The sequence below is a fragment of the Spirillospora sp. NBC_01491 genome (assembly GCF_036227065.1).
In the GTDB taxonomy this organism is placed as follows: Bacteria; Actinomycetota; Actinomycetes; order Streptosporangiales; family Streptosporangiaceae; genus Spirillospora; species Spirillospora xylanilytica.
Map to the genome: position 1 here is coordinate 1,205,978 of NZ_CP109432.1, position 17,216 is coordinate 1,223,193.

At 73.7% G+C, this 17,216-nt stretch carries 13 protein-coding genes; 5 read left to right on the forward strand and 8 right to left on the reverse strand.

What is annotated here, in order from left to right:
* Window positions 1-138 precede the first annotated feature (138 nt).
* Window positions 139-1,614 carry an FGGY-family carbohydrate kinase gene (locus OHA34_RS05810; protein WP_329520922.1) on the forward strand — a complete coding sequence of 492 codons (1,476 nt, stop codon included), beginning with the start codon at window positions 139-141 and terminating at the stop codon, window positions 1,612-1,614.
* A gap of 45 nt (window positions 1,615-1,659) precedes the next feature.
* On the opposite strand, the gene OHA34_RS05815 is transcribed toward OHA34_RS05810, so the two are convergent.
* Both OHA34_RS05815 and OHA34_RS05820 read right to left on the reverse strand, forming a co-directional pair.
* Window positions 1,660-2,079 carry an RNA-binding S4 domain-containing protein gene (locus tag OHA34_RS05815; protein ID WP_285944459.1) on the reverse strand — a complete coding sequence of 140 codons (420 nt, stop codon included), beginning with the start codon at window positions 2,077-2,079 and terminating at the stop codon, window positions 1,660-1,662.
* 78 nt (window positions 2,080-2,157) lie between these two features.
* Window positions 2,158-3,363, reverse strand: coding sequence for a hypothetical protein (locus tag OHA34_RS05820; RefSeq protein ID WP_285944461.1), 1,206 nt, complete (start codon window positions 3,361-3,363; stop codon window positions 2,158-2,160).
* A 359-nt stretch (window positions 3,364-3,722) separates the two neighbouring features.
* Between OHA34_RS05820 and OHA34_RS05825 the strand changes: the two genes are divergently transcribed.
* Window positions 3,723-4,085 carry an STAS domain-containing protein gene (locus OHA34_RS05825; RefSeq protein WP_285944463.1) on the forward strand — a complete coding sequence of 121 codons (363 nt, stop codon included), beginning with the start codon at window positions 3,723-3,725 and terminating at the stop codon, window positions 4,083-4,085.
* A gap of 23 nt (window positions 4,086-4,108) precedes the next feature.
* Here the strand turns inward: OHA34_RS05825 and OHA34_RS05830 are convergent, their stop codons facing one another.
* Window positions 4,109-5,995: an ABC transporter ATP-binding protein gene (locus OHA34_RS05830; RefSeq protein ID WP_329520923.1), complete on the reverse strand. Its 1,887-nt coding sequence runs from the start codon at window positions 5,993-5,995 to the stop codon at window positions 4,109-4,111.
* Between the two features lie 83 nt (window positions 5,996-6,078).
* On the opposite strand from OHA34_RS05830, the gene OHA34_RS05835 reads away from it, so the two are divergent.
* From OHA34_RS05835 to OHA34_RS05845, 3 genes are all read left to right on the forward strand, one after another.
* On the forward strand, window positions 6,079-6,546 hold the full coding sequence (locus tag OHA34_RS05835) for a MarR family winged helix-turn-helix transcriptional regulator (RefSeq protein ID WP_285944467.1): 468 nt from the start codon (window positions 6,079-6,081) through the stop codon (window positions 6,544-6,546).
* Between the two features lie 196 nt (window positions 6,547-6,742).
* The gene (gene glyA, locus OHA34_RS05840) at window positions 6,743-8,014 is read left to right on the forward strand and encodes a serine hydroxymethyltransferase (protein ID WP_329520924.1); all 1,272 of its coding nucleotides are present in this window, start codon (window positions 6,743-6,745) and stop codon (window positions 8,012-8,014) included.
* A complete protein-coding gene (locus tag OHA34_RS05845) occupies window positions 8,011-11,217 on the forward strand; it encodes a condensation domain-containing protein (protein WP_329520925.1) in 3,207 nt (1,068 codons plus the stop codon). The genes glyA and OHA34_RS05845 overlap by 4 nt, the downstream gene beginning before the upstream one ends.
* 11 nt (window positions 11,218-11,228) lie before the next feature.
* Here OHA34_RS05845 and OHA34_RS05850 read toward each other — a convergent pair whose 3' ends face one another.
* The 5 genes from OHA34_RS05850 to OHA34_RS05870 form a co-directional block, all read right to left on the reverse strand.
* Window positions 11,229-12,608, reverse strand: a complete 1,380-nt coding sequence (locus OHA34_RS05850) for a glycosyltransferase family 4 protein (RefSeq protein ID WP_329520926.1) — start codon at window positions 12,606-12,608, stop codon at window positions 11,229-11,231.
* Window positions 12,609-12,681: 73 nt separating this feature from the next.
* Window positions 12,682-13,863 (reverse strand): L,D-transpeptidase, encoded by a 1,182-nt coding sequence (locus OHA34_RS05855; RefSeq protein ID WP_285944473.1) that lies wholly within the window; start codon window positions 13,861-13,863, stop codon window positions 12,682-12,684.
* 204 nt (window positions 13,864-14,067) lie between these two features.
* The gene (locus OHA34_RS05860) at window positions 14,068-15,240 is read right to left on the reverse strand and encodes a L,D-transpeptidase (protein ID WP_285944475.1); all 1,173 of its coding nucleotides are present in this window, start codon (window positions 15,238-15,240) and stop codon (window positions 14,068-14,070) included.
* 153 nt (window positions 15,241-15,393) lie between these two features.
* Window positions 15,394-16,089 carry a VC0807 family protein gene (locus OHA34_RS05865; protein WP_285944476.1) on the reverse strand — a complete coding sequence of 232 codons (696 nt, stop codon included), beginning with the start codon at window positions 16,087-16,089 and terminating at the stop codon, window positions 15,394-15,396.
* A gap of 182 nt (window positions 16,090-16,271) precedes the next feature.
* Window positions 16,272-17,198, reverse strand: coding sequence for a LysR family transcriptional regulator (locus OHA34_RS05870; protein ID WP_285944478.1), 927 nt, complete (start codon window positions 17,196-17,198; stop codon window positions 16,272-16,274).
* Window positions 17,199-17,216 lie beyond the last annotated feature (18 nt).

Consider the following 17,216-nt stretch of genomic DNA (forward strand, 5'->3'; position numbering starts at 1 on the left):
TGACCGGGACGCGGACGGCGCGGTGCCGGATCCGGGCCGGAACGCGGCGGGGACGGCCCCGTCCCGGCCCGCACCTGCTAGAGGTGGTGGCGGCGGGCCCGCACCGGCGCCCGCCCGCTCCCGACCGAAGGACGGACCATGCCCCTGCTGCTCGGCGTCGACATCGGAACCTCCGGGGCCAAGGGCGTGCTGGTGACGCCCGAGGGCGAGGTCGTCGCGACCGCGGTCCGCGACCACGCGGTCTCCAGCCCGCATCCCGGATGGGCCGAGCACGACGCCCGCGCGGTGTGGTGGGGCGGCTTCACCGCGATCACGCGGGAGCTGCTGGCCGCGGTGCCCGGGGCGGACGTGGCGGCGGCCGGCGTCAGCGGCATCGGCCCGTGCGCGCTGCCCGCCACCGCGTCCGGCGAGCCGCTGCGCCCGGCGATCCTGTACGGCGTCGACACCCGCGCGGTCGCCGAGATCGCCGAGCAGACCGAGGCGTACGGGGCCGAGACCGTCCTGCGGCGGGCCGGGTCGCCGCTGACCTCCCAGGCGGTGGGCCCGAAGCTGGCCTGGCTGCGGCGGCACGAGCCGGACGTCTGGGCGCGGACGCGGCGGCTGTTCATGGCCGCCTCGTACCTGGTGCACGAGCTGACCGGCGCGTACGTGCTCGACCACCACTCGGCGAGCCAGTGCGCCCCGCTGTACGACTCCGGGGCCAACGCGTGGATCGGCGACTGGGCCGAGGAGATCGCGCCCGGCCTGGAGCTGCCGCCGCTGGCCTGGCCCGGCGAGATCGCCGGGACCGTGCACGCCGCGGCGGCGGACGAGACCGGGCTGCCCGCCGGCACCCCGGTGATCGCCGGGACGATCGACTCCTGGGCCGAGGCGGTCTCGGTCGGCGTCACCGCCCCCGGCGACGTCATGCTGATGTACGGGACGACGATGTTCCTGGTGGAGGTCCTGAACGCGCGCCGCACCTGGCCCACGCTCTGGGGCACCGTGGGCGTCGAGCCGGGGACCTACTGCCTGGCGGCCGGGATGGCGACCTCGGGCGCGGTCACATCCTGGCTGCGCGACCTCACCGGGCGGCCGTACGCCAGGCTCGTGGAGGAGGCCCGCGCGGTCGGGCGCGGCTCGGACGGGCTGCTCATGCTGCCGTACTTCGCCGGTGAGCGGACCCCGCTGTTCGACCCGTCCGCCCGGGGCGTGGTGGCCGGGCTGACGCTGCGGCACGGGCGCGGCCACCTGTACCGCGCGGCGCTGGAGGGCACCGCCTACGGCGTGCGGCACAACATGGAGACGATGCGGGAGGCGGGCGGCGAGGCCCGGCGCCTGGTCGCGGTGGGCGGCGGCACCAGGGGCGACCTGTGGCCCCAGATCGTCTCGGACGTGCTGGGCCGCCCGCAGAGCGTCCCGACGTACACGATCGGCGCCTCCTACGGCGACGCCCTGCTGGCCGGACGGGCAGTGGGCCTGGTCTCCGACACGAGCGGATGGAACCCGCAGGCGGGCACCGTCGAGCCGGACGAGCGCGCCACCCGCGACTATGACGAGCTGTACGGGCTCTACCGGGACCTCTACCCGGCCACCGCCGGGATCGTCCACGCCCTCGCCGCCCGGCAGACCTGATCGACGCAACACCCGCCGACCCGCTGAACCCCCCGGGCCGGGACCTCAGTCCGGGTCCGGACCAGGGCCCGGCTCCGGCTCCGGCTCGCCGAGGTGGGCCCGGAGGCGTTCCAGCTCGCGCCGGTCGCGCTTGGTGGGACGTCCCGCACCGCGGTCGCGCCGTCCCACCGGGATCAGGGCCTCGCGCGGCGGCGGTGGCGGGCTGTTGTCGATCAGGCACTCCGCGGCGGCGGCGGGTCCGACCCGCTTCCGCACGACGCGCTGCACGACGACGATCCGCTCGCGCCCGCCGTGCCGCAGCCGCACCTGGTCGCCCGGCCGCACCGCGGAGGCGGGCTTGGCGCGCTCGTCGTTGACCCGCACGTGCCCGGCCCGGCAGGCGGCGCCGGCCATCGACCGGGTCTTCAGCAGCCGGACGGACCAGAGCCACACATCGACCCGTACCGTCCCCTCGACCTCCGTCATGCCACGACCCTAACCGGCCCCGGGACGCCGCCGCCGCGATCACGCGTCCCGGACGGGCGCCGCGATCGGACGCCGCGGTCAGGCGACCGCGAGGGACCAGTCGTCCGCCGCGTACTTGCCGATGATCCCGGCGCTCTGCTGCTGGAGGAGCCGGGTGCCGCCGGCCGGGGCCATCGGCGCGACGACCTTGACGCCGCGCACGCCGGTCGCCGCGTAGATCGCCGGGGTGCCGGACGGCGTCTGGCCGGGCTGGTCGCCGAACCCGGCGAACTGGCAGCCGCTGAACAGCACCTCCGACGCCGAGCCGCGCAGGAACGCCTGGCCCCGGTCGCGGGGGGACCGGCCGGTGGTGGCCGGGTTCACGCAGTTGTTGAAGAACCACAGCTTGTCGAAGACGTGCCCCTTGCCGCCGGTGACCAGCAGCGCGGCGCCCTGGCACGCGGTGGTGCCGGTGCGCCCGGTGCTGTCGAGGAGGGTCCCGGTGAAGACGAACCCGCCGTGCGAGCCGTCGATCCTGATCCCGGTGGCCTTCTCCGGGGTGATGTACAGCGGGCCGAACTGGCTGCGCGACATGTGGGTGAACCAGCAGTAGAACTTCGTCGCCGCCAGCCGCGTGCTCGACAGGTAGCCGCCGTTCTGCCAGTAGTAGTTGTCGCTGCCGGCCAGCTTGAACTGCGTGTCGCCGCCGCCGTTGGTGTAGGTGCGGTCGATGCGCACGCGCAGGTGGCGCGCGTGCTGGACGGTGGCGAACCCGACCCAGGCCAGGTCGAGGAAGGTGGCGTCGCTCATGATCGGCCCGGCGGCGAAGTCGGTGGCGGGCTGCTGGAAGTTCACCCTGCCGGACGCGGCGCGGAACTGGATCCCCGAGACCCACATGTTCTTCACGCCGCCGCTCGGGACCGCGAACAGGGCGGGGACCTTCGCGCTGCTGGAGGCCGTCACCACGCACTGCGGGCCCGTCCCGGCGAACTCGCGCTCGCCGGTGCCGAGGCTCCCCACCATCCGGAACCCGTTGTAGTAGGCGCGGGGGCCGCTGAAGGAGTGCGCGCGGTTGGCGAGCACGATCGCGGGGGGCCGGGTCTGCGCCGCCGCGTACTTCATCGCCGCGGTGAGCTTGGCGTCGTCGGTGGCGCCCGAGAACGCGTCCAGGGGGGCGCCGTAGGCCGCCTCGTCGATCAGCACCCGGCTCTTCAAGTCGGCGAGGTTGGCGTTGAGCGGGACGTCCCAGTTCAGGTCGCCCCGGGGCGGCATCGTTCCTGGCAGTGCGTACGGGAAACCACCCATGCTGCGGCCTCTCTGCGTCGGCTCCGCGAACCGGGCCCGGCCCGCGCAGGTCGATGGGCCGCCGGACGCCGGGCCCGGTCGACACGCTCCGTGTCCGGACGTGCGGTCAGCGTCATCCTGGCGTGACAGTAGCCGAGCCGGAGGGCGCCTGACCAGCGATCACGGCGACGGCTGGCCGGCCGGGTAAGGGGGCTCTTCCCGCCGGGCCCGCCCGTCGGCCGGCACCGCCCGCCTTGGGCGGTGCCGACCACATTTTTGACCACTTCTTTCATAGTTCGTCCAGATTTAGTGTTTATGGTGTGAGTTCAGCCCCCGATCAGCTGAGCGAGCCCGCTGCCGATCCCGGCAAGGAGCACAGGATGAGACTCGGAGGAGCAAGCATCGAGGACACCAGCGCGGTGGTCGCCTTCCCCGCGGAGGTCGACATCGGCAACGCCGACCTGGTGCTGGACCAGGCCCTGCAACACCTCGACAACGGCGCGCCCGGCCTCGTCCTCGACCTGACCACCTGCGAGTTCTGCGACTCCAGCGCGCTGGCAACGATCGACCGCGCCCAGATGCGGGCCACCGCCCTGGGGGTCCCGATGTGGGTGGTGCTGCCCGCCCGCGGCCTGGTCCGCCGGGTCTGCGACGCGGCGGGCCTGGCCAGGCGGGTCGCGATCGCCCCGGACCTGGCCACCGCCCGCGCCGCGCTCGCCCGCCCGCGGCGCCACGCCGGCTGAGGAGGCTCCCGGCCGGGCGGTGATCAGCCGGCGGTGAGCCCGCTGAGCGCGGGCACCGTGCCCGCGTCCGCCGCGGCCGGAACGCCGTCCTTGGCGACGAGGGCGGCGTAGCGGCCGCCCGCCGCCAGCAGTTCGTCGTGGGTGCCGCGTTCGGCGATCCGGCCGTGGTCGAGCACGATGATCTGGTCGGCGTCGCGGACGGTGGACAGCCGGTGGGCGATGGTGATGGTCGTCCGGCCCTCGGCGAGGGCGTCGATGGCCCGCTGGACGGCGCGTTCGGTCTGGGTGTCCAGGGCGCTGGTCGCCTCGTCCAGCACCAGGACCGGCGGGTTGCGCAGGATGGTGCGGGCGATCGCCAGCCGCTGCTTCTCTCCGCCGGAGAAGCGGTAGCCGCGCTCCCCGACGAGGGTGTCGTAGCCGTCGGGCAGCCCGGCGATGTGGCCGTCGATCTGGGCGGCGCGGGCGGCGGCGCGCAGCTCCTCGTCGGTCGCGTCCGGCTTGGCGAAGCGCAGGTTGTCGGCGACCGAGGCGTGGAACAGGTAGGTCTCCTGCGACACCACGCCGACAGCGTCCGACAGGTCGGAGAAGGCCAGGTCGCGGACGTCCACGCCGTCGATGGCGACCCGTCCGGACGTCGCGTCGTACAGCCTCGGCACCAGGTAGCTGAGCGTGGTCTTGCCCGATCCGGTCTCGCCGACGACGGCCAGAGAGGTGCCGGCCGGGACGGTCACGTCGATGTCGCGGAGCGCCTCGCCCGACTCGCCGTCGTAGGAGAAGCCGACGTGCTCGAACCGGACGGTGCCGCGCGGCGCGGGCAGCGGCCGGGGCGCGGCGGGCTCCTCGATGCCGGGCTCCAGGTCCAGGTACTCGAAGATGCGGCCGAACAGCGCCATCGAGCTCTGCACGTCCACGCCGGTCTGGAGCAGCATGACCATCGGGCGGAGCAGGCCCGCCTGGAGGGTGGTGAAGGCGACCAGCGTGCCGATCGAGACGAGCGGGGTGCCCTGGGAGACGGTGAGGCCCGCGGCCCAGTAGATGACGGCGGGCATCGCCGACATGACGATCTGGATCGTCGACTGGCGCCAGCGGCCGGCCATGCTGGAGCTGATCTCCAGGTCGGCCAGCTCGCGCGACTCGGCGGCGAACCGCTCGGTGAGCGCGCGGGACCGTCCCATCGTGCGGCCCAGCAGGACGCCGCTCACCGACAGCGACTCCTCCACGATGGCCGACATCCCGGCCATCCGGCGCTGCCGCCGCGAGGTGATCTTCCGGCGCTCGGCGCCGACCCGGCGGCTCACCCAGACGAAGAACGGCAGCATCAGCAGCGACACCAGGGTCAGCCGCCAGTCCAGCGCCGCCATCGCGATCACGGTGGCGATGACCGAGGTGAAGTTGGACACCAGCGACGTCGCGGTCGAGGTGACGGTCGACTGCATCCCGCCGATGTCGTTGGCGATCCGCGACTGGACCTCACCGGTGCGGGTCCGGGTGAAGAACGCCAGCGGCATCCGCTGGAGGTGCGCGTAGACGGCGGTGCGCAGGTCGTGCATGACGCGCTGGCCGACTCCGGTGGAGATGTAGGTCTGGAGGACGCCGAACACGCTGGTCGCGACGGCGACGGCGATCATGCCGGCGGCCAGCAGCGTCAGCAACCCGGTCCGGCCCTCCGGCAGCGCGACGTCCAGGACCGCGCGCAGCATGAACGGCGAGGCGAGCCCGACCAGCGACGACAGGCCGACGAGCAGGAGGACCACCGCGAGGCGGCCCCGGTAAGGGCGGAAGAGCCGCAGGACGCGCCGGACCTGCGCCGGCCGCTCCCCGGTCTCGGTCGCGGCCTCGGTCTTGGCCTCGATCTCGGTCGGGGCTTCGGTCTTGGTCAGGGCTTCGGTCTCGGCTTCGGGAGACTTCACGGGCGGCTCCTCCACAGGTCGATACCGACCTAACTGAGCTTGCCTCATAATTATTTCCTCAACTATGAGCTAAACTCCGCTTCATGGACGACGAGCTGGCCGACCTGTTCCTGCGGGCGGCGCGCCGGATGCGCGGCAGGCAGGTCGAGCACCTGGCCCCGCTAGGGCTCACCCCCGCCCAGGCGCGGGCACTGCGCGTGATCGTCCGCGCGGACGCGCCGCCGCGGATGGCCGAGCTCGCCACCTTGCTGGGGGTGGTGCCGCGCTCGGTCACCACGCTGGTCGACGCGCTGGAGGAGGCCGGCCTGGTCACCCGGACGCCCGATCCGGCCAACCGCCGTTCGACCCTGGTCGTGCCGACCGCCGAGGGCCGCGCCATCCGTGCCCGGATGGCCTCGGTGCGGCGGGAGGTCGCCGAGGAGGTGCTGGCGCCCCTGTCCGCCGGCCAGCGCGAGACGCTCCGCGAACTGCTCGCCGTCATCGACACCGCCGCCCCGTGCGGCCCGTCCCGGCGCCGCCGGGGGCACCTCGGACCGGCGGACCCCCGCTGACCGTGGCCGGATGTGGCTGCGTTCCGGACCCTTGAATTGCCCGGTCCGCGGAGAGAATATCGCCTACGTGCGCGCCCCGACCGCACCGGAAAGCTCCCTCGACAGGGCCGCCCGACCGTAGCGCGGCCCGACCGCCACACCTCCGCGGCCGACGTCCGTGCCCTTCGGCCGCCTTCCTCCAGGGGTTGTCATCGTCATGACGCTGGTCGATCGTTCACTCGCCGAAACCGATCCGGAGATCGCGAAAGTGCTGGCCGACGAACTGTCGCGGCAGCGGGACACGCTCGTCATGATCGCCTCGGAGAACGTCGCGCCCCGGGCGGTGCTGGACGCGCAGGGGTCGGTCCTGGTCAACAAGCTGGCGGAGGGATATCCCGGCAAGCGCTACTGCGCGGGATGCGAGCACGTCGACGTCATGGAGTCGCTGGCGATCGACCGGGCGAAGTCCCTGTTCCAGGCCGAGCACGCCAACGTGCAGCCGCACTCGGGCGCCCAGGCCAACGCCGCCGCCTACATGGCCCTGCTCGATCCGGGCGACACCATCCTCGGGCTGGACCTGGCGCACGGCGGCCACCTCACGCACGGGATGGCCGCGAACTTCTCCGGACGCTTCTACGACACGGTGTCGTACCAGGTCCGGGAGTCCGACTCGATCATCGACGTCGGCGAGATGGCGCGGCTCGCGCGCGAGCACCGGCCCAGGCTGATCGTCGCGGGCTGGTCGGCCTACCCGCGCCGGATCGACTTCGCCGCGTTCCGCCGGGTCGCCGACGAGGTGGGCGCCTTCCTGCTGATCGACATGTCGCACTTCGCCGGGCTCGTCGCCGCGGGCGTCCACCCGAACCCGGTCCCGCACGCCGACGTGGTGACCTCGACGACGCACAAGACGCTCGGCGGCCCGCGGGGCGGGATGATCCTGTGCCGGCGGGAGCACGCGCGGCGGATCGACGCGGCGGTGTTCCCCGGCCAGCAGGCGGCGCCGCTCGCGCACGTCATCGCCGCCAAGGCGGTCGCCTTCAAGATCGCGCAGAGCGGGGAGTTCCGGGAGCTGCAGCGGCGGACGGTCCAGGGCGCCGCGATCATCGCCGAGCGGATGCGCCGGGCGGACGCGGCGGAGGCGGGAGTGGCGGTCCTCACCGGCGGCACCGACGTGCACCTCGTCGTCCTCGATCTCCGCGACTCCGCGCTGGACGGCCGCGAAGCGGAGGACCGCCTCTACGACATCGGCATCACCGTCAACCGCAACATGGTGCCGTTCGACCCGCGTCCGGCGCTGGTGACCTCCGGCCTGCGCATCGGCAGTTCGGCGCTCGCCGCCCGCGGGTTCCAGAGCGAGGACTTCGAAGAGGTCGCCGACATCATCGCCAGGACCCTGCGGCCCGATCTCGACGGCACCGACGCCGAGATCCTGCGGTCGCGGGTGAACACCGTGGCGGCGAAGCACCCGGTCTACTCCTCGCTCGCGTGACCGCCGATCCCGCGGTGGCGGGGGAAGGGACCGGGCCCGTCCCGCTGGGCGACGGCCGTGCCGGGGCGCCGCTGTCCGCCGCGCAGGAACGGACGTGGTTCCTCGAACGGATCGCCCCCGGCGCGGCGCCCCCGAACGTCTCGGTGGTGCTGCGCCTGACGGGCGGGCTGGACGCCGGGGCGTTGCGGCGCGCCGTCCGGGAGGCCGCCCGCCGTCACGAGGTGCTGCGCACCGGCTTCGTCACCGTGGACGGGCGCCCCGCGCGCCGCCTCGCGGACGTCGCGGAGGCGTTCGTCGTGGACGCTCGTCCGGCCGGTGACATCGGCGAGCGGGTGTCGCAGGCGCGGGGCGAACCCTTCGATCTGGACGCTCCGCCGCTGCTACGGGCCGTTCTCCTGCGGGTGGCGGACCGCGAGCACGTGCTGGTGCTGGTGGCGCACCCGATCGCGGCCGACGCCCGGTCGATGCGCATCCTCGCCGACGAGGTGGCCGCGGGCTACGCCGGGGACGCCGCGGGCGGGCGGGCGGCGGCGTCCGCGCCGCGGCTCCAGTACGCCGACTTCGCCGCGTGGCAGCGCGGCCGGACGTTCGCCGGCGAGCTGTCCTACTGGCGGGATCGCCTCGCGGGCGCGCCTGCCGGACCGGCCCTGCCCCCGTCCGGCCGGACGGGGATCGGGCCGGACGGCGGCGCGCCGGACCGCCGTCCCTCCCGGGCGCGGGAGCGGGTCCGGATCCCGCCGGACGCGGCCTCCGGTCTCGCGGCGCTCGCCGCCGCGCACGACGCCTCCCCGTTCGAGGCGCTCCTCGCCGCGTTCGCGGTGCTGCTGGCCCGTTTCGGCGGGCGGGACGACATCGTGGTGGGCACCACGGTCACCGGCCGGGGGCACGGTGACCTGGAACCGCTGGTCGGGCCGTTCGACGACGTCCTGCCGCTGCGGATCGACCTCGCGGACGGCCCGGCGTTCCCGGACGTCCTGGCCCGCGTGCGGGAGACCGTCCGCGCCGCCCGCGCCAACGCGGGCCCGCCCTCCGCCAGGATCGTCGAGGAGCTCCGGCCGAGGCGGTACATCGACGCGTGCCCGCTCGCCGCGGTGACGTTCGACCTCGACGGCGCGCCCGCGGCCGGGACCATGAGCGCGGGGGTCCGCTTCTCCCCCGCCGAGCCTCCCCGCGCGGACCCCCGCCTCCCGCTCGCGGTGCGCGTCGAGCCCGCGGGCGGCGGGGGCCTGGACGTGACCGCGGTCTTCCACGACGACCGCTTCGCCCCGGAGTCCGTCGTGTCCCTGCTCGGGGCGTTCCCCGTCCTGCTGCGCGGCGTCGCCGAGCACCCGGACACCCCCGTTCACGACGTCCCGCTGATCACGCTGGCGCATCGGCGCGTGCTGCCCGAGCCCGCGCGCCCGCCCCGCCGCCGCACGCACCCGCTGATCACGGACCTGCTGGAGGAGTCGACGGACCGCGACCGCGAGCGCCCGGCGCTCGTCCAGGGGACGCGGCACCGGTCCTACGGCGACCTCTCCGCGCGGGCGCACGAACTGGCGGACGCCCTGCTGTCCGCCGGGCACGCTCCGGGCGACGTGGTCGCCGTCGCCACGCGGTACAAGTGCCCGGATCTGTACGCCGCGCTCTGGGCGGTGTGGCTCGCCCACGGGGTGCTGCTCCTCGTCGACACCGCGCTGCCACCGGCCCGGCGCCGGGCCATGGTCGCGGGGGCGGGCGCGCGCACGGTGCTCGCGCTCGACCGGGAATCGGCCGCAGGGGCGATGGCCGCGCCGGTGGAGACCGTCCTGCTCAGCGCCGACGGCGCCGACGTGACGGCCGTGCGCGGCGGCGGGCGGCCCGGCCGTCCCGCCGGTGGACGGCCGGGGCCCGACGATCCGGCCTACGTGTGCTTCACGTCCGGTTCGACGGGGACCCCCAAGGCGCTGCTCGGACGGCACAACGGCCTGTCGCACTTCATCTCCTGGCAGGGCCGGGAGTTCGGCGTCGGCGTCGGCGACCGGTGCGCGCCCCTGATCAGCCTCAGCGCCGACGCGCTGCTGCGGGACGTGCTCACACCGCTGACCAGTGGCGCGTGCCTGTGCCTTCCGTCCGGCGCGGAGGCGCTCGGGGGCGACGCGGTGCTGCTGCTGCCCTGGATGCGGGACGCAGGGATCACCATGGCGCACACCATCCCCTCGCTCGCCGCGGCGTCGCTGGCGTCGTTGGCGTCGCTGGCGTCGCCCACGTCATGGCCCGACGCCGGGCCGCTCGACCGGCTGAGGCTGCTGTTCTTCGCCGGGGAGCCGTTGTCGGGACGGCTCGCGGACCGGTTCCGCACGCTGGCCCCCGGCGCCGAGGTGGTCAACCTCTACGGCGCCAGCGAGTGCACCATGGTCCAGACCTTCCACCGCGTCCCACCGCGCCCGGGCGCCGGGCGGGTCCCGGCGGGGTCGGGCATCCCCGGTGCGGAGATCGTCCTCGTGACGCGCGGCGGGACGCCGTGCGCGCCGGGCGAGATCGGCGAAGCCATCATCCGCACGCCCTACGCGGCCCTCGGCTACCTGGACCGGCGGGCCACGGGCGGCTACGCGCCCAACCCGTTCCGGGACGACCCGTCCGACGTGGTCTTCCGCACCGGCGACCGGGGGCGCTACCGGTCCGACGGGACGGTGGAGATCCTCGGACGCGCCGCCGGGCGCGCGGGGCCGGGCGCCGGGACGGATCCGGAGGAGGTGAACGCGGTCCTCGGAACGCACCCGGGCGTCGCCGCGTCGACCGTCGCCGGCCACCCGGACCTCGGCGGCGTCGCCTACGTCGTCCTCCACCCCGGACGCTCCGCGTCGCCGTTCGAACTCCGCCGGTTCCTGCTGCGCGCGTGCCCGCCCGAGGACGTTCCGGCCGCGTTCGTCGCGATCGACCGGATTCCCGTGACCACCATCGGGAAACTCGACCGCCGCGCGCTCCCATCACCCTCCGGGGAGCCGGCCGGGACCGCGCTCGCCTCCCCCGCCGAGGAACGGGTCGCGCGCGTGTGGTCCGAACTGCTGGGCGTCCGGATCACCCGCCCCGACGCGGACTTCTTCGACCTCGGCGGCGGCCCGGCGCTCGCCCTGCGGGCCGGGGAGCGGATGCGCGAGATCCTCGGCCGCGACGTGGACCTCGCCGACATCTTCCGCGCGCGCGGGCTGAGGGAGTACGCCCAGGCGGCGGAGACGGCCTGAGGCCGCCCGCGTCACCCGATGTTCTCTCCGGCGATGCCGACGTCCGCGCCCTCCGCCGGTCGTTCCTCAAGGTGGGGCACGGGCGTGCGGACGGAAGCGCGCCGGCCCGGATGGAGACCGGCGAGGAGGCGGTTCCAGGTTCCGCCGACGCGGTCGAGGCGGTAGGCGCGGGCGGAGACGCGGGCCTGGTCGCCCAGGCGGTCGCGCAGGGCGGCGTCCTCGATGACCTCGCGCAGCGCCGCGGTCAGGGCCCCGACGTCGCGGGGCGGCACGAGGAGTCCGTCGCGGCCGGGGGTGATCAGCTCGGCGGGGCCGGTGGGGCAGTCGAACGCCACGACCGCGAGTCCCTTGCTCATCGCCTCGATGACGACCATCGGCATGCCCTCGTAGCGGGAGGACAGCGCGTACACCGACGAGCGCTCCATCTCGCCCGCGAGGTCCGCGGTGCGCGGCCGAAGCTCGACCCGGCCCTCGAGACCGGGCCGCTCGGCGAGCATGGCGGCGAGGCGGGCGTGCCGGGGACCCGACCCGAAGATCCGCAGGGTCCAGTCGGGGTGCTCGGCGGCGACCGGCTCGTACGCCCGGATCAACATCTCGAAGCCCTTCTGCCGGACGAGCCGGCCCGCGGCGAGGACGACCTTGCGGTCGCGGGGCGACGGGCCGCCGGGCAGCGCGGGCAGCGCGTTCGGGATCCGGACGATCCGGACGCCGGACCCGGCCAGCGCGTCCTGATAGGCCGCCCGCGCGGACTCGGTCAGGGTGGCGAGGACGGTGAGCCTCCGGTACCGCCGGACGATCTCCTCGCGGAGCCCGCTCCGGTAGGACCGCAGGTTCATGTGGTCCTGCCCGATCGTGGCGGTGCCGCGGGGGGCGAGTTCGGCGGCGAGGAGGGTGAGCGAGGGCCGGGTGCCGATGAGCACGTCGGCCGGGGCGGCGCGCAGGGCGCGCAGCAGTTGCAGGTCGGTCCAGAGGTTCATGCCCCGGAACGAGTTCTCCTCGACGGGGGTCAGCAGGCTCGGCAGCCGGGACAGCAGCCGCGCCGCGCGTCCGGGCGGGGGCGCCAGCCGGTCGTCGGCGAACCGGACGCGGACCCGGGCGGGCACGGGGTAGAACGGCTCGGCGCGGCTCCGGAGCACGCTGACGATCTCGATGTCGTGGTGATCGGCCAGGTAGCCGCACAGGTTGAGCACCGTGCGGATCGTCCCGCCGGTGCCGTGGGCGTGCTGGAGCAGGACACGGACGCGGAGCCGTTCACCCGGGGGCGGCGTCCGGCGCCATCGGACCACGGGGCGCGCCGCGCACAGCGCGCCCCGCCGCAGCACGCGGTGCACGGGCCTGCGCCCGCGCCGCAGTCCACGGCGGGCACGTGCCGCCACCGAGACGTCCGACATTGGATCCCCCGATCCCAGAAAACCGCGCCGTGAATGGCTTGTTCCCTGAGATCGGGCGATATGAACGAAACGCTCAGCCGGTCGTCACCGTGCGGTCGAGGGCGCTGCCCTTGACCCACTTGCTCCACGGCATCTGGTAGAAGCTCCAGCCGTTGTCCCACTGGAGCTTGCGCTTGCTGCCGGTGATGTCGACGACGTCGCCGCGGTAGGACCAGCCGTAGAACCACTGGGCGGACGCCGGCGGCGAGTTCAGGCAGCCGTGGCTGACGTTCTGGCGGCCCTGCGCCCAGGTGGTGCCGGCCATCGCATGGATGTACTCGCCGGACATGGAGATCCGCACCGCGAACGGGATGACCTCCTTGTAGCCGCCGTTGGCCTTGTCGTCCGGCTTGACGCCCATCCACTCCGACGTCATGACCGCCGGATTCTCCTTGCCCATGGTCAGGTGGACGCCGCTGGTGGTGAGGAAGGTGTCCACGCCGTTGACGACCCGGCCGCCCTTGCCGGCGCTGATGCCCCAGCTCTTGACCTTCTTCCCGTTCTTGCGCACCACCAGCCGGTGCGTCTTGGTGCTGGCCGTGATGATGTGCGAGTCGCCGATGGTGAACTTGCGGGTCGTGTCGGAGATCCCGTAGGTCTTCTTCCCGGACTTGACCCCTGACAGCCTGGCCTTGAAGGTGACCTGCTGGTTGGCCTGCCAGTACTCCTTGTTCTTCGTCCGGAAGATCACCTGGGTGCCGCTCACCCAGTACCAGGCGCCGGTGGCGGGCTTGGTGGACTTGACCTCCAGGGCCTGCTCGACCGCCTTGCGGTCGCCGACCGTGCGGTTGAAGGTGACCTGGATCGGCATGCCCACGCCGACCTTCTCGCCCTGGGCCGGGGTGACGTCGGTGATCTTCAGTTCGCTGCCGGCCTTGAGCGTGGTGAACTTGCTGCCGACCGTGGTCGTCTTGCCCTTGGGGCTGCGTGCGATCGCGGAGACCTCGTACTGGGAGTTGGGACGCAGTGTCCGCGACTTCCAGTTCGTCTTGTCGGCCGAGAGCGCCCCGTCCACCGGCTTGCCCTTGCGGGTGACGGTGACCTGCTCCAGGGTGCCGCCGGCGGCGGTGACCACCACGCCCGCCTCCGGTTTGGCCTTACCGTCCCCGTCCCCCGGGCTGATCGTCACCTGGGGGGCGTTGGCGTCACCCTTGCCGGCGACGGTGGCGCCGTCGCCCTTCTCCCCGCCGGAGCAGGCCGTCGTGAGGAGCAGCACGGCCCCCGCCACTCCTGCGCCCGCCCGCACACCTGCGGTAACCCTCCGCTGCACCGTCAACCTCCATACCCCGCGTTTATCAGGGAGACATTAGCGACAAAAGTCGACGATGATGTCACGAGCAGCGGGATCTACAGCTCTCCGAGATCAAAGCGTTGCAAGCGGACACGGCTCCGCACATCGGGCGGATTCACAGCGAGGCGGTCAGCTGAGGGCGCTGCCCTTCTTCCACTTGTCGAACGACAGCTGCCAGAAGCCCCAGCCGTTGTCGTGCTCGACCTGGCGGTCGCTGCCGGTGAGCTTGATCACGTCACCGCGCTGCGCGATGTCGTAGTACCACTTGGCGTTGGCCGGGCTGAGGTTGAGGCAGCCGTGGCTGACGTTCGCGCTGCCCTGCACGCCGACCGTCGAGGCCATCGCGTGGGTGTACTCGCCGGAGGCGGAGAAACGCACCCCGTAGTTCACCACGGTCTTGTAGTAGCCGGGGTCGCCCGGCTTGCGGCCGGGAGAGACCATCGTGACCGGGTTCTCCTTGCCCATCAGCAGGTGCACGCCGCTGGTGGTGGTGAACTCCCGGGTCTGCCCGTTGCCCGCGCTGAACGGGACCTTGCGCAGCTTCTCGCCGTCCCGGCGGACGGTCATGTGGTGCTTGCCGATGTCGCCCGTGGTGATCTGCGAGGCGCCGATGCTGATGGTCGCCTCGCGGTCCTTGGCCCCGTACACCCCGCCGCCCGCGTTCACGCCCGCGAGGTCGGCCTTGAAGCGCACCTGCTGGTGCGGCTGCCAGTACGTCTTGGTCCGGTAGATGACCTGGTCGGAACCGATCCAGCGCCACGCGCCCTCGACCGGCTTCTCCGGCGTGACCCGCAGCGCCCGCTCGACGGCGGCCTTGTCGGTCACCGGGCGGTTGAAGCGCAGCATGATCGGCATGCCGACGCCGACCTTCTCCCCCTTGAACCCCGGGGTGATGTCGGTGACCGAGAGCGTCTTGGCGGGCTTGAGCGTGGTGAACGTGGCGGTCGTCGTCGCCGGCTTGCCGCCGCTCTCGGCCTGCGCCGTCACGGTGTAGGACGTGCCGGGGGTGAGCGTGCGGTCCGACCGCCACACCTTGCGGTCGGCGGAGAGCCGTCCGGTGACGGTGGCGCCCTTGCCCTGGACCGTGACGTTCTTCAGGGTGCCGTCGGACGCCTTGACCTCGATCGGCCCGTCGGGCTTGACCGCCTTCGCGCCGTTCCCGGGCGTGATCGTCACCGTGGCCGTCTGGTCGGAGGCCAGCTCGCCCTTGCCGTCACCGCCCCCGCTGCATCCCGTCGCCAGTACCAGCACCGCGCCGGTTCCGCCCGCCACCGCCAGGCCGAGCCGCCCCTGAGCAACCACAAACTCCCCCAAGCTTCCTGATTCACCCGTGTGGCATGAATCTATCCGACTTGGAGAGACGCCCCGAACTCCGAAAAAGTTCGGACTCGCCAGGAATGAGACTGGGGTCTCGCCGCGGGCCGATGGTGGCCGGCCGGGGCGGGCTGGGACGGGTCAGGCCGCGGCGGGCTCGCCGTTGACGCGCCGCAGGCAGCGGGTGAAGCTCCAGACCGACACCGTGATCGCCGCGGCGCCGAGCGCGGCGACCAGGCCGGTGCGCAACCACAGGTACGTGCCGATCGACTCGTTGAACAGCATCCAGAGGCTGACCGCGACGTTGACCAGCAGGACCAGCGACCACAGCAGCGAGATGCGCAGGAAGAACCGCCGGACCCTGGTGTGCGCGAGGAACGCCTCGGGCATCGGCACCATGTCGGTCGCCATCTTCTGCGCCAGCGGGCGGCGGAGCGGGACCGAGGCCAGGAACGCCATGCTGACCAGCAGCGTGCCGAGCGTCGGCTGGAGGAAGTAGACGACCGCACTGTGGGTGAAAGCGGCCAGCCCGGCGCGGACGGTGACGCCGACGGCGGCCAGCACCAGCAACCCGGTGACCTTGTTTCCGCGCAGGAGCCGCCAGGCGATGCCCCCGTACACCCAGGCCACGGCGGCGACCAGCCCGCCGTTCAGGCCGAGCAGGGCGAACGCGGCGTAGAAGACGGCGACCGGGGCGATCACGCCCTCCACGAACCGGGGCAGCGCGTGCCGGAGCATCGCGGTGAGCCGGGGCAGCTCGAACCCGTGATGCCCGCCCCCGTGCGCCGGGGCGGGCCGCGCCTCCGCGGCGGGAGGGTCTGCCGGTCGGTCGATCAAGCGCTGCGCCTCCGTTTCGGCGGGCTCGGGTGGGACGTGCCCGGCTCGGACGTGCTCACGACCCGCTCCACGGTACGTGAGGATCGGGCCCCCGCCGCACAGTTTCACATTTCCCCCAAAACCCCCACCCTGCCCTAGACGGCCCACAACGGTCCACGACGCCCCGGGACGCGCCGGGCGGGTCAGGTCTCCGGGGACGCGGGGCGGGTCTCGTGGGCGGCGGCGTAGATCGCGCGGAGGGTGACCGCCACCGAGGGCCGGCGCACGCTCGCGGTCCGGATGACCGCGTACACGTCGCGGGACAGGGCGCGGTCGGGGAGCCGCCGGACCGCGACGCCCTGGTCGCCCGCGGCCAGGGTCAGCTCCGGGACGGCGGTGATGCCGATGCCCCGGGCCACCAGGCTCAGGATCGTGTGCAGGCCCTCGAACTCCCACGGGACCGGGCGCGCGCCCCCGACGCCGTCCAGGAGCCGTTCGACCGCCTGCCGGGAGGGCTCGCCGGGCGGCGCCGCCATCCACGGCTCCTCGCGCAGTTCCTGGAGGTCGACCGGGCGCTCGGGGTCCGACATCGGGTGCGAGGTGGGCACCACCAGCACCAGGGGGTCGCGGCGCAGGTGGAAGAACTCCAGCGCGGCGGGCGCCTGCTCGGGGGCCTTGCCCGTCCAGTCGTCGATCAGCGCGATGTCCACCTCGCCGCTCTGCACCTGCCGGATGCCGCCGCCGTGCCGGGTCTGCCGCAGGACGAAGGTCAGGCCCGGATGATCCCCCAGGCTGTGCGCCAGCGCCGGGGCGAAGGCCACCGCCACCGTGGGGAAGGCGGTGACCACCACCCGGCCCATCGGGGTGTCGGCCTGCGCCGACAGCTCCGCCTCGGCCGCCTCGACCAGGGTGAGGATCTCCTCCGCGCGCCCGGCGAGGCGCCGTCCGGCGTCGGTGAGCTCGGCGCTGCGGGCGGTGCGGTCCAGGAGCGCGGCCTTCGTCTCGCGTTCCAGCGCGGCCAGTTGCTGGGACACCGCCGAGGGCGTGTACCCGAGCGACGCGGCGGTCGCCGCGATGCTGCCGCGGCGGGCGAATTCGGCGAGCAAGCGCAGTCTGCGAACTTCTAGCATCACTTCATCTTACGGTCA

What these genes read in the sequence shown, in the direction of transcription:
- OHA34_RS05810 (WP_329520922.1), top strand. Translation starts at nt 139, where the DNA reads ATGCCCCTGCTGCTCGGCGTCGACATCGGAACCTCCGGGGCCAAGGGC.
- OHA34_RS05815 (WP_285944459.1), bottom strand. Translation starts at nt 2,079, where the DNA reads ATGACGGAGGTCGAGGGGACGGTACGGGTCGATGTGTGGCTCTGGTCC.
- OHA34_RS05820 (WP_285944461.1), bottom strand. Translation starts at nt 3,363, where the DNA reads ATGGGTGGTTTCCCGTACGCACTGCCAGGAACGATGCCGCCCCGGGGC.
- OHA34_RS05825 (WP_285944463.1), top strand. Translation starts at nt 3,723, where the DNA reads ATGAGACTCGGAGGAGCAAGCATCGAGGACACCAGCGCGGTGGTCGCC.
- OHA34_RS05835 (WP_285944467.1), top strand. Translation starts at nt 6,079, where the DNA reads ATGGACGACGAGCTGGCCGACCTGTTCCTGCGGGCGGCGCGCCGGATG.
- glyA (WP_329520924.1), top strand. Translation starts at nt 6,743, where the DNA reads ATGACGCTGGTCGATCGTTCACTCGCCGAAACCGATCCGGAGATCGCG.
- OHA34_RS05850 (WP_329520926.1), bottom strand. Translation starts at nt 12,608, where the DNA reads ATGTCGGACGTCTCGGTGGCGGCACGTGCCCGCCGTGGACTGCGGCGC.
- OHA34_RS05870 (WP_285944478.1), bottom strand. Translation starts at nt 17,198, where the DNA reads ATGCTAGAAGTTCGCAGACTGCGCTTGCTCGCCGAATTCGCCCGCCGC.